11 protein-coding genes are annotated in these 10,924 nt (G+C 73.4%); 5 read left to right on the forward strand and 6 right to left on the reverse strand.

Annotation, left to right across the window (positions count from 1 at the left end; translation table 11 throughout):
• Nucleotides 1–79 precede the first annotated feature (79 nt).
• Entirely contained in the window at nucleotides 80–1,264 is a 1,185-nt protein-coding gene (locus tag ACLQ21_RS13735) for an NAD(P)/FAD-dependent oxidoreductase (protein ID WP_425664524.1), read from the reverse strand.
• Between the two features lie 9 nt (nucleotides 1,265–1,273).
• Nucleotides 1,274–2,326 (reverse strand): DUF4192 family protein, encoded by a 1,053-nt coding sequence (locus ACLQ21_RS13740; RefSeq protein ID WP_425664525.1) that lies wholly within the window; start codon nucleotides 2,324–2,326, stop codon nucleotides 1,274–1,276.
• A 259-nt stretch (nucleotides 2,327–2,585) separates the two neighbouring features.
• Here ACLQ21_RS13740 and ACLQ21_RS13745 point away from each other — a divergent pair, with 259 nt between their 5' ends.
• From ACLQ21_RS13745 to ACLQ21_RS13765, 5 genes are all read left to right on the forward strand, one after another.
• Nucleotides 2,586–3,650 (forward strand): type II glyceraldehyde-3-phosphate dehydrogenase, encoded by a 1,065-nt coding sequence (locus ACLQ21_RS13745; protein ID WP_425664526.1) that lies wholly within the window; start codon nucleotides 2,586–2,588, stop codon nucleotides 3,648–3,650.
• Nucleotides 3,651–3,823: 173 nt separating this feature from the next.
• Nucleotides 3,824–4,234: a four-helix bundle copper-binding protein gene (locus ACLQ21_RS13750; RefSeq protein WP_425664527.1), complete on the forward strand. Its 411-nt coding sequence runs from the start codon at nucleotides 3,824–3,826 to the stop codon at nucleotides 4,232–4,234.
• Between the two features lie 60 nt (nucleotides 4,235–4,294).
• Nucleotides 4,295–4,531, forward strand: a complete 237-nt coding sequence (locus ACLQ21_RS13755; protein ID WP_425664528.1) for a hypothetical protein — start codon at nucleotides 4,295–4,297, stop codon at nucleotides 4,529–4,531.
• Nucleotides 4,532–4,634: 103 nt separating this feature from the next.
• Nucleotides 4,635–5,486 carry a WD40/YVTN/BNR-like repeat-containing protein gene (locus ACLQ21_RS13760; protein ID WP_425664529.1) on the forward strand — a complete coding sequence of 284 codons (852 nt, stop codon included), beginning with the start codon at nucleotides 4,635–4,637 and terminating at the stop codon, nucleotides 5,484–5,486.
• 36 nt (nucleotides 5,487–5,522) lie between these two features.
• Nucleotides 5,523–7,247, forward strand: a complete 1,725-nt coding sequence (locus tag ACLQ21_RS13765; protein ID WP_425664530.1) for a gamma-glutamyltransferase family protein — start codon at nucleotides 5,523–5,525, stop codon at nucleotides 7,245–7,247.
• Nucleotides 7,248–7,265: 18 nt separating this feature from the next.
• On the opposite strand, the gene ACLQ21_RS13770 is transcribed toward ACLQ21_RS13765, so the two are convergent.
• The 4 genes from ACLQ21_RS13770 to ACLQ21_RS13785 form a co-directional block, all read right to left on the reverse strand.
• Nucleotides 7,266–8,219, reverse strand: a complete 954-nt coding sequence (locus tag ACLQ21_RS13770; RefSeq protein WP_425664531.1) for an aldo/keto reductase — start codon at nucleotides 8,217–8,219, stop codon at nucleotides 7,266–7,268.
• A gap of 9 nt (nucleotides 8,220–8,228) precedes the next feature.
• The gene (locus ACLQ21_RS13775) at nucleotides 8,229–8,576 is read right to left on the reverse strand and encodes a TfoX/Sxy family protein (RefSeq protein ID WP_425664532.1); all 348 of its coding nucleotides are present in this window, start codon (nucleotides 8,574–8,576) and stop codon (nucleotides 8,229–8,231) included.
• Nucleotides 8,577–8,585: 9 nt separating this feature from the next.
• Nucleotides 8,586–10,232 (reverse strand): RecQ family ATP-dependent DNA helicase, encoded by a 1,647-nt coding sequence (locus tag ACLQ21_RS13780; RefSeq protein ID WP_425664533.1) that lies wholly within the window; start codon nucleotides 10,230–10,232, stop codon nucleotides 8,586–8,588.
• A 96-nt stretch (nucleotides 10,233–10,328) separates the two neighbouring features.
• Nucleotides 10,329–10,924 (reverse strand): HNH endonuclease signature motif containing protein (locus tag ACLQ21_RS13785; RefSeq protein ID WP_425664534.1); only part of this gene is annotated, 596 nt, incomplete at its 5' end.

Below are 10,924 nucleotides of genomic sequence, written 5' to 3' on the forward strand. Positions count from 1 at the left end.
TCGCCGCTCCGATGTGGGTCACATCCTCCAGTCTTCCACGTCGCGCCCGTGGAGCCCGCATCGCGCGCGCAAGCGGTCGTCAGAGCCGGCCCTTGAGCAGCCGGTGCCAGTACACCTGCGGCAGCGCGTAGCGGTCCAGTGCGTACCACACGGGGCTCGAGCGGATCTGGTCGGGCACCGGCAGGCTGCGCCGCACGCGCAGCTCCCGGTCGTATTCGCCGAACGACAGGCTGCGCCGCGCGGTGGCGATCGGCGCGACCGTGTAGCCGTCGTAGCGCTGCAGCTCCTGCCCGCCGCGAGCGCGACGGATGTTCTCGACCGCGATCTTCACCTGCTGCCGCAGGGCGCCGCCCGTGCGCGCGTCGCCGAGGTCGGCGCCGTCGCCGACGGCCCAGATGCGGGGGTGGCGGGGGTGCCGCAGCGTCTCGGGGTCGACGGCGATGAAGCCGCCCGTGCCCTCGGCGTCGAGCCCGGACTCGGCGATGAACCCGTGCGCCGCGTACGGGGCGTGCAGCACGATGAGGTCGGCGTGCTCGGCGCCCGAGCCGTACGGCCCGACGAGCGCCACGGCGTCGCCCTCGATGCTCTGGATGTGTGTGCTCATCCGCACGTCGACGCCGTAGTCGTCGAGGTGGCGGCGGATCTCCTGCTCGATCGCCTCGACCGCGTGCAGTCGAGGACCCTCGTGCACGAGCACCACCTCGATGCGATCGAGCACGCCCGCCGCCCGCCAGGTGTCGCACGCGATGAAGAGGGGCTTGAACGCCGTCTCCTGGCCGGACGCCGGCTGGCCGTGCACGTGGAAGATCGCCCGCCCGCTCGTCATGGCGGCGATCCGGGAGCGTGCGCGGTCGAGCTCGCTGTCGACCCACGTCGTGATGGCGTTGCCCTCGCGCAGCGCCCGCTCGGCGCCGGGCAGCAGGCCCCAGTCGATCCACGCGCCGGGTGCCAGCAGGATGTCGCGCCCGCGCACCTCGCTGCCGTCGGCGCAGCGCACGGACAGCCGCACCGGGTCGATCGACACGGCGGCCGTGCGGTGCCACTCGACGCCCTCGGGGATGAGCGAGGCCTGCGGCCGCACGAGCTCCTCCGGGTCGGCCACGCCCGTGCCGACGTAGTGCTGCAACGGCTTGTAGACGTGCCGCTCGGCGGGCTCGATGAGGCCGACGTCGCGGCAGCCTCTGCGGAGGAGGTGCGCGGCGGCCGACAGCCCGCCGTTGCCGCCGCCGACCACCAGGACGTCATGCACGCGTTCGCTCGTCATGCCGCGACGCTACTCCCTGTCCCCCGAGTGCAGCACCCAGTCGGGCGCGCCCTTCGCATCGATGATGTCGCGCAGCAGCGGCGCCATCGTGAGTTCGGGGTCGGCGGCCATCGCGAGCTCCGCGCAACGGCCGGCCGTGCGTCCCCGGCCGACGAAGAAGTGCAGGAAGCCGACGATGACCAGCACCGGCGCCCTGCCCTCGAGCGGCGTCGCCTCGGCGATCGTCGTCCAGCGGCGGAGCCGGTCGTGGAGCCGCTCGGCGTCCGGCTCCGGTCCGCACCCGAGGAAGCGCTCCGCGGCGCCGTCGGCAGCGAGCGAGCCGTGCTCGTCGATGGCGGCGAGGGTCGCGGCCGCGGCGTCGGTGCCGTCGATCGCCAGCTCGATCGCGAGGTCGCGGAGCATGGGGTGCGCGACGAGCGCGATCGCGACGGCGGCCGCCTTCGCCGGGTCGACGCCGAGCGGGCCGCGCCCCGCGCCGAGCCGCGGCGCGAGCTCGACGGCCCGCTCGAGCGCGGCGATGGGAGCGTCTGCGGCGGCGTTGAGCTCGACGAGGTGGATCGAGTCGAGCCAGCCCTCCACCGCCCGTGCCGCGTCGTCGTCGCGGTGCACCGGGACACCGGGGATGACGGGCGGCGCCGGCACGCCCGGTGCCGGGTCGTCGAGCAGGTCGAGCTCGGCGAGCGGCCCGCGCGCGCACTCGGGGGCGGCGTAGTCGCCCCAGGCGTCGGGGGCGAGGGCGAGCAGCTCGAGGCAGCGGATGCCAGCGCGACCCAAGCGGTCGACGATGCCGCGCAGCTCCTGCTGCAGCGGCAGCGGATCGGCACCGAGGGGCGACGGGAGGCAGGCGACGAGCACGACGGCGTCGGCGCCGCGGGCCCCGGCGCGGATCGCCCGAGTGATCGCTCGCTCCGAACGTGGCTCCGGCAGGTCGAGCACCATGGGCATCCCTGATCTGCCCCGATGGAACGGCAGCGCGACGAGCGACGGCGCCTCGGCCGAGCCGACGAGGCGAGGCAGCAGGCGGAGCAGGGACTGCGGGGTGCGGATGCGGACGGTCTCCATGCGCGCACTGTGCGCGACGGCGGACGCCGCTCGCTGCGCCTGCCCGGCGCCCTGTGGACAGTCCGACCGCCTGGCTCCCCCGCGACCGGCCACGTGCGGCCCGCGCTTGCCATCCCGGCGGGCGTGGGGCAGATTCGAGCCGGGGGTGTTCCGCTCCGGCAGACGTCGCGAGGACTGCTCCTCACGATGGACGACGTCGCGGCCGCAGCTGCAACGCGCGGATGCCTCACCGCTGCCGAATCGACGAAGGGGAACGAACATGCCAGAGAAGACACGCGTCACCGTCAACGGCTACGGCGTCATAGGGAAGCGAGTCGCGGACGCGGTCCGCGCGCAGCCGGACATGGAGCTCGTCGGGGTCAGCGACGTGATCTCGGACTACCGGATCCAGACGGCGGTGACCCTCGGCATCCCGGTCTACGCCTCCACCCCGAGCGCTGCGGTGTCCATGAGGGAGTCGGGACTTCCCGTGGCGGGAGAGCTCCACGATCTGCTCGACCGGACCGATGTCGTCGTCGACTGCACCCCTGCGAAGGTCGGGGCTGAGAACCTCGCGCACTACCGCGATCACGGGGTGAAGGCGATCCTCCAAGGAGGCGAGCGTCACGACGTCACGGGGCACTCCTTCGTCGCGCATGCCAACTACGCGACCGCACTCGGCCGGGACGCCACGCGCGTCGTCTCCTGCAACACCACAGCGACGGTGCGGACGCTGACGGCGCTGAAGGCCGCCGGTCTCCTCGCGAAGGCCCGCGGGGTGCTGCTCCGCCGCGCCACCGACCCGTGGGAGTCGGACCATTCGGGCATCATGAACACGATCGTCCCGGAGGGCAGCATCCCGAGCCATCAGGGACCGGATGCGCAGTCGGTCGATCCGGACCTCGACGTCGTCACCATGGCTGCGAAGGGATCGCACACCCAGAACCACATGCACTTCTGGACGGTCGAGCTGTCACGCCCCTCGACGCGCGACGAGGTGCTCGAAGCGCTGATGGCGATGCCGAGGATCGCGCGCGTGCGCAGGGCCGACGGCGTGGTGGCTCTCAACAGCACCGTCGAGCTGATGCGCGACCTCGGGCGACCCCGCGGAGACATGTACGAGGTCGCGGTCTGGGAGGACATCCTCACCGTCCAGGGCAACGAGCTCTTCTACACCTACACCGTCGACAACCAGGCGATCGTGATCCCGGAGAACATCGACGCGATCCGCGCTCTCGCGGGAACCGTCGCCGATGCCGCGGAGTCGATCCGTCGCACCGACGAGTCGCTCGGTGTGCGCCGGGACTTCCTCTCCGCGCCCGAGCGGGCGGCGGCGGGCCGCTGAGCGCGGCACGACGACGCGTCGACCCGGTCGGGTGCGGCCGGCGGAAGGGCCGGGACGCCCGGCTGGACACTCGCAGGGTGACACGGCCGAGCGGATGCGCTTCCATCGGGAGTGCGGCCAGGCAGCACAGGGCGGCCCGGCGCGCAAGGAGCGAGGAGCGAGGAGCGAGGACCATGACACACAACGTGAAGTCGATGCTCGACACCTACCCGAAGGACCTCGGAGGCGTGGATCAGGAGGCGCTTGCGGAGTGCATCGCCGCGTGCTTCGAGTGCGCGCAGACGTGCACGGCCTGCGCGGACGCGTGCCTCTCCGAGGACATGGTCGCGGAGCTCACGAAGTGCATCCGAACCAACCTGGACTGCGCCGACGTGTGCGACGCGACCGGCAGAGTGCTGTCCCGGCACACGGGCTACGACGCCAATCTCACGCGCGCGGTGCTCGAGGCGTGTCAGGCGGCATGCAAGGCGTGCGCGGACGAGTGCGAGCAGCACGCCGGCATGCACGAGCACTGCCGCATCTGCGCCGAGGCATGTCGGCGCTGTGAGGCGGCCTGCGCAGAGCTGCTGTCAGCTCTCGGCTGAGCGCCCCCGGCCGGCGCAGCGCTGGGCGGCGCACGGGCCGCCCAGCGCTACCATGGAAGGGTGGGATCGGTGAGCGTGCGTGCGCCCCGCCCGACGACTCTCCCCGGTCGCTCACGGCTGGCCATGCTCGGCGCCGTCGCCGGTGCCATCGCCCCTGCGGCGCTGATCGCACCCATACCGGCTGCTCGGTCCGGTCGCATCGTCGTGGCGAGCGCACGCTCCGCGCCCGCGACCGGCTCCTCCGGTCAGCGCACCCGTGCGCTCTCGCTCGTCGAGCTCTCGATCAGTCAGACCTGAGCCCGGAAGGCGGCGCGACCCGCGCGGCCGCCTCTCGGCGGACCGCGGCGACGAGCCGCGGTCCAGTCTCCGACAGTCCACCAGCCCGAGAAGGAACCATTCCATGCCCACCGCCCTCCGCCGCCGACGCGTAGCGACCGCCGCTGCGCTCTCCGCGCTCGTCGCCCTCACCGCAGCTGCCTGCGCCCCCGCCGACAGCGCGGTCGAGGCGCTCGCCGCCGACAACCACATCCACCGCCTCGTCCCGAGCACCGACGGCACCGCGCTGATGCTCGGCACCCACAACGGCCTCTTCACCGTCGACCTCGCCACCGGCGAGACCGCCGGCCCGGTCGGGGGGAACGTCGTCGATCTCATGGGCCTGACGGCTGCCGACGGGGCGCTGCTCGCGTCCGGGCACCCAGGCGCATCCGGCGAGCCGCCGCTGCAGGGACCGAACCTCGGCTTCATCCGCAGCGACGACGGAGGTGAGACATGGGAGGCGATGTCACTCGCGGGCGTCGCCGACTTCCACTCGCTCACGTACGACGGCGCGAGCGACACGTTCGTCGGCGCGGCCGCGGGACAGATCCTCACCAGCGACGACGGCGGCTCGACGTGGCGGCAGGGTGCGGCAGCCAACCCGTACGACCTGCTCGCCACAGAGAGCGGACTCCTGATGACGAGCGCCGATGGGCTCAGCCGCAGCTCCGACGGTGGCAGCTCCTTCGAGCCGGTCGACGGAGCACCACCGGTCGCCCTCCTGGGCGCGGACGGTGAGACGGTGACAGGCATCGAGCCCGACGGGCAGCTCTGGCGCTCCGGCCCCGACGGGCGGTGGACGCGAGCCGGAGCGGCCCCGGAACCGATGTCCGCGATGGCCGTGCTGCCGGGCGGGGATGTGGTCGTGGCGACCGCGTCGGGGTTGCTGCAGTCTGGCGACCTCGGAGGCACCTGGCGCAGCATCATCGCCTGAGGCCCGACCGAGGATGGCGTCGGTAGCGTTGCCGTCATGATGCGCACCCGACCGCCGCTGCAAGGATCGTTCGGGGCGGTCGCGTCGACGCACTGGCTCGCCACCTCGAGCGGCATGGCGGTGCTCGAGCGGGGCGGCAACGCGGCCGATGCCGCCGCGGCGGCGGGCTTCGTGCTGCACGTCGTCGAGCCGCACCTCAACGGCCCGGGCGGCGACCTGCCGGCGATCGTGCGGGTCCCGGGCGCCGCGCCCAGGGTGCTCGGCGGGCAGGGCGTGACGCCCGCGGCCGCGACGATCGAGCGGATCCGCGCGGACGGCATCGAGCACATCCCCGGCACCGGGCTGCTCGCCGCAGTCGTGCCGGGCGCCGTGCCCGCGTGGCTGACGCTCGTGCGCGACCACGGCACGTGGGCGCCCGCCGACGTGCTCGCGTTCGCGATCGAGCTCGCCGAGCGCGGCCACCGGGTGCTCCCCCGCGTCGCGAGGACGATCGGCGCGCGCGCCGACTTCTTCCGCGAGCACTGGCCCGCGTCGGCGGCCCTCTGGGCCGATCCGGCGCCCTCCGACTGGGACATCGTGCGCAATCCCGCGCTCGCCGAGACGTACCGCAGGCTCGCGGAGGCGGGCCGCGGCAAGGACCGCGAGTCGGCGTGCGACGCGGCGATCGCCGCGTGGAGCGGGGGCTTCGTCGCCGAGGCCATCGACCGGCACACACAGCAGCCGTTCATGGACTCGTCGGGCGCCGCCCACGCGGGCCTGCTCACAGGTGACGACCTCGCCGGCTGGCGGCCGACGTGGGAGGACACCGTATCGATGCCGTGGCGCGGCACGATCGTGCACAAGGTCGGCGCCTGGTCGCAGGGGCCGGCGCTGCTCGCTGCCCTCGGGATGCTCGAGCCGCTGCTGCCCGCCCGCGCCGAGGCGTTCGACGCCGAGCTCGTGCACCTCGCGGCGGAGGCGATGAAGCTCGCCCTCGCCGACCGCGACGCCTGGTTCGGCGACGGCGCCGACCTCTCGCGGCTCCTCGACGACGACTACCTCGCCGAGCGGCGGGCCCTCATCGGCGAGTCGGCCTCGCTCGAGCTGCGGCCGGGCGCGCTGCGCGGCGCACCTCGCATGCCGCGGCTCCCCGACGGTCCGCCCGCGACCCGACCCGCCGGCACCGGCGAGCCGACGCGCGGCGACACGTGCCACATCGACGTGGTCGACCGCGACGGGATGGTCATCTCGGCCACCCCGTCGGGCGGCTGGCTGCAGTCGAGCCCCGCGATCGCCGAGCTCGGCTTCTGCCTCGGCACGCGCGCGCAGATGCTGTGGCTCGAGCCGGACCTGCCGACGAGCCTCGCGCCGCGCATCCGCCCGCGCACGACCCTCTCGCCGACGATGCTCGTCGACGACGACGGCGCCACGGCGGCGCTCGGCACGCCCGGCGGCGACCAGCAGGACCAGTGGCAGTTCGCGATGCTGCTCGGGATGCGCGTGCTGGGCCTCGACGCGCAGGCCGCGATCGATGCCCCGTCGTGGCACGTGACGCACCTGGTGTCGTCGTTCGAGCCGCGCGTCTGGGAGCCGGGCGGGCTGCACGTCGAGTCGCGGCTCGGCGAGCCCGCGATCGCGGAGCTGCGTCGGCGCGGCCACGTCGTGACCGATGCGGGGCCCTGGTCGCTCGGCCGGCTCTCGTACGCGGCGCGCGATGCGGACGGCACGATCCGGGCGGCGTCGAACGCGCGCGACGAGCAGGGCTACGCGGCGCTGCGCTGATACGCGGCCCTGGGTGAGCTAGGAGAACAGCTCCGAGATCTCGTCGACCGTCTCCTGGTCGAGCTCGCCGCGGCCGGCCTCGGCGTTCTGGGCGACCTGCTCGGGCCGGGTGGCGCCGGCGATCACGCTCGTCACCGCGGGCTGTGCGAGCAGCCACTGGAAGGTCGCGGCGAGCATCGTGCGGTCGGCGCGCCGCACGATCCGCTCGTACTCGGCGATGCGCGGCCAGTCGGCCTCCTCGAGCAGCTGCGGCTTGAGCGCCGTGAGCCGCGCATCCGCCGGCCCCGTGCCCTGCGAGTACTTGCCCGACAGCAGGCCGTTGGCGAGCGGGAAGTAGGGCAGGAAGCCGATGCCGACCTCGAGCACCGCGGGCAGCACCTCGCGCTCGACGTCGCGGGCGACGAGCGAGTACTCGTTCTGCGCCGAGACGAAGCCGTTCGGGCTCTCGACCTCCGCGGCCTCGCCGATCTGGTCGGCGGTGAGGTTCGAGTGCCCGTACGCGCGGACCTTGCCCTCGGCGACGAGCTCGTCGAGCGCCCGCACGGTCTCCTCGATCGGCGTCTCGGGGTCGGGCGTGTGCAGCTGGTAGAGCTCGATGCGGTCGGTCTGCAGCCGTCGCAGCGACGCCTCGACGGCGTTGCGGATGTACGTGCGGGCTCCCTTGGGACCCCATGTCTCGGTGCCCTCGATCGGGAGCCCGGAGTGGCCCCACTTCGTCGCGAGCACCACTTTGTCGCGCGCGGCGCTGCCGGCCTTCGCGAGGGCGACGCCCATGAGGGTCTCGGAGGTCGTGGCCGGGTTGCCGTAGATGTCGGCGGTGTCGAAGAGCGTGATGCCGTGATCGATCGCGGCGTGGATGACCGCGTCGGTGCCCGACTGGTCCTCCGTCACGGTGCCCCTGCGGCCGAAGTTGTTGCAGCCGAGGCCGATGGGCGAGACCTCGATGCCGCTGGTTCCGAGCGTGCGCGTCATGCCTCCAGCCTAGGTGCCGCTCCCGTGCGAGCCTGAGCGCCGCGGCTTCGCAGGCTTCGGCGACTGCGTGGCCGCGATCGTCTGCGCGACCTCGTGCAACCAGTCGGTGTCCCACATCCGGTCGTCGTCGACGACGCCGTACGGCTTGGATCCCGGGTAGGCCTCGCCGCGCGGGAGCTCCGCCGTCAGCTCCTCGGCCTCGGGCACGAGCTTGAGCAGCAGCGTGTCGTCGCAGACGAAGCCGAAGATGCGGTCGTCGCAGTAGATGGCGTGCTCGCCGAACATCGGCTGCAGGCGGATGGGCAGCGGCTCGAACGCCTCGTACAGGCGATCGAGCGTCTCTCGCCGGTTCGGCATGCCCCGATGCTAGGGCGTCCGCGGCTGCAGCACGCCCGTGCGCTCGATCGCCTCGAGCGCGAGCGTCTTGTAGCCCTCCTCGTCGAAGAGCACCGTGATGCGATCGCCGTCCTCGCTGACGACGCTGCCCGAGCCCCACGCCTCGTGGCGCACCTCGAGACCGACGGGCCAGCTCGCATCCGCCTCGCCCTCCCCGCGCGCCTCCTCGATCCGCGCCGCGGAACCGCTGCGGCACGTGTCGCACGCGCCGCACAGCTCAGGCAGCTCCTCACCGAAGTAGCCGAGCAGGAAGCGACGCCGGCAGCCGCCGGTATCGGCGTAGCCGCGCATCATGTCGACGCGGGACCGGTCGACCCTGCGGCGGGCCTCTGCGAGCCGCGCCGCCTCGTCGACGGCGGGCTTCACCGTGCCCTCGCGCCACACCAGATCGCCGTCGCCGTTCGTCTCGACGGCACCCGTCTGCTCGAGGAGGTTGACGGCGGAGGTGAGCCGGCTCGCGCCGACGTCGAGGCGCTCGCGAAGCCGCTCGGGCGGCACGGGCTGCTTCGCCCGCCGGATGCGTGTCGCGACCTGCGAGAGCATCTCGGTGTCGGCGGAGCCTCCGGTGCGGAAGCGGTGCACCCCGAAGTCCTCCTGCCGGAAGTAGAGCGCGGCGAGCGCGGGCTCCCCGTCCCGCCCGGCGCGGCCGATCTCCTGGTAGTACGAGTCGGGCGAATCAGGGGCCGCGGCGTGCAGCACGAAGCGCACGTCGGCCTTGTCGATGCCCATGCCGAACGCGGAGGTCGCCGCGACGACCTCGGCGCCGCCGTCGGTGAAGGCGTCGTGCACGCGCTCGCGCTCGGCACGCGACATGCCGGCGTGGTACGCCTCGGCGCGCATCCCGGCCTCGCGCAGCTCGTCGGCGAGCTGCTCCGCCTGCTTGCGCGTGGCGACGTAGACGAGGCCCGGCTTCGCCTCGGCGGCAGCGCGCTCGACGACCGCCTCGCGCTGATCGTCGTCGTCGGCGACCCGGTGCGCCTCGAGGAAGATGTTGGGTCGGTCGAAGCCGCGCACGACCTGGCGCGCGTCGCGCATCCGCAGCCGCTCGACGATCTCGTCCCGGACGGGCGGGGCGGCGGTCGCCGTGAGCGCGACGGTCGTCGGATGCCCGAGCGCCTCGATCACGTGGCCGAGCCGCAGGTAGTCGGGCCGGAAGTCGTGGCCCCACGCCGAGACGCAGTGCGCCTCGTCGACGACGAAGAGCGACGGCCGCAGCTCGCGCACCCGCTCGATGACGTCGTCGCGCGCGAGCTGCTCGGGCGCGAGGAAGAGGAAGCCCGCCTCCTCGGCCTCGAGCTCCTCCCACGCCTCGCGGTTCTCGGTCACGCGCTGCGACGAGTTCACCGCGACCGCGGGATCGGCGCCGAGCTCCTCAAGCTGCTCCACCTGGTCGCGCTGGAGCGCGATGAGGGGCGAGACGACGATGGTGAGGCCCTCCGTCAGGGTCGCGGCGAGCTGGTAGATCGCCGACTTGCCGTGCCCCGTCGGCATGACGGCGAGCACGTCGTGCCCGTCGAGGATCGCCTCGACCGCCTCGCGCTGCCCTGGCCGCAGCTCTGGCCACCCGAAGTCGGCGGCAGCGGCGGCGATGGCGTCGGAATGGGGTACAGCCGGCATGCGACGATGCTAGAGCTCGCGGCGGCGCCGAGCCTGCGCGTCGGCCGTGACCGGACAGCTTCCTGGCTGGACACTAGTGCGGCGGTGCTCGCCGGTCTAGAACGGCGGTGGTGGGCCAGTGGCCGGTGCGGTGCCGCTGATGGCCATGCCCCAGACGTGCTCCATCGTCTCGACGAACACCGGCCCTTGCGGCTCTGGCTCGTCGCGGTGGATGTTGCCGAGCGGGTCGGTCCACTCGAGCACCCCGCCGGGCAGCTGTCTGACGCGCCAAGCGGTGGTGTGCTTCATGAGGTGGTGGCGGCGGCAGAGGTGCGCGAGGTTGGCGATGCTGGTGGCGCCGCCGTCGACCCACGCCTGGGTGTGGTCGAGGTCGGCGCGGTGCACGGGGCTGGTGCAGCCGGGCCAGCGGCAGCGGCCGTCGCGCGCCTTGAGCCAGCGCCGCATCGCCCGGTTCGGCGTGTACGTGTCGACCGTCACCGGCAGCCCGGTGACGGGGTGGAGGAAGAGCCGTTCCCACACGATCGTCTCGGCGGCGAGCGCGCGGATGGTGGCGGCGTCGACGAGGATGCGGCCGTCGAGCAGCGCCGGGAACCGCAGCTGCGGGTCCTCGGGCTGGTCGGGGTCGCGGAGCAGCTCGGTCGCCGGGATCGTGATCGTCACGGTCGCCTTGATCGGGCTGATGCCGTGCAGGT

Origin of the sequence: Agrococcus sp. DT81.2, assembly GCF_049844935.1 — a bacterium.
Taxonomy (GTDB): domain Bacteria; phylum Actinomycetota; class Actinomycetes; order Actinomycetales; family Microbacteriaceae; genus Agrococcus.

What these genes read in the sequence shown, in the direction of transcription:
- ACLQ21_RS13775 (WP_425664532.1), bottom strand. Translation starts at nt 8,576, where the DNA reads ATGCCGAACCGGCGAGAGACGCTCGATCGCCTGTACGAGGCGTTCGAG.
- ACLQ21_RS13735 (WP_425664524.1), bottom strand. Translation starts at nt 1,264, where the DNA reads ATGACGAGCGAACGCGTGCATGACGTCCTGGTGGTCGGCGGCGGCAAC.
- ACLQ21_RS13750 (WP_425664527.1), top strand. Translation starts at nt 3,824, where the DNA reads ATGACACACAACGTGAAGTCGATGCTCGACACCTACCCGAAGGACCTC.
- ACLQ21_RS13740 (WP_425664525.1), bottom strand. Translation starts at nt 2,326, where the DNA reads ATGGAGACCGTCCGCATCCGCACCCCGCAGTCCCTGCTCCGCCTGCTG.
- ACLQ21_RS13745 (WP_425664526.1), top strand. Translation starts at nt 2,586, where the DNA reads ATGCCAGAGAAGACACGCGTCACCGTCAACGGCTACGGCGTCATAGGG.
- ACLQ21_RS13765 (WP_425664530.1), top strand. Translation starts at nt 5,523, where the DNA reads ATGATGCGCACCCGACCGCCGCTGCAAGGATCGTTCGGGGCGGTCGCG.
- ACLQ21_RS13760 (WP_425664529.1), top strand. Translation starts at nt 4,635, where the DNA reads ATGCCCACCGCCCTCCGCCGCCGACGCGTAGCGACCGCCGCTGCGCTC.
- ACLQ21_RS13780 (WP_425664533.1), bottom strand. Translation starts at nt 10,232, where the DNA reads ATGCCGGCTGTACCCCATTCCGACGCCATCGCCGCCGCTGCCGCCGAC.
- ACLQ21_RS13770 (WP_425664531.1), bottom strand. Translation starts at nt 8,219, where the DNA reads ATGACGCGCACGCTCGGAACCAGCGGCATCGAGGTCTCGCCCATCGGC.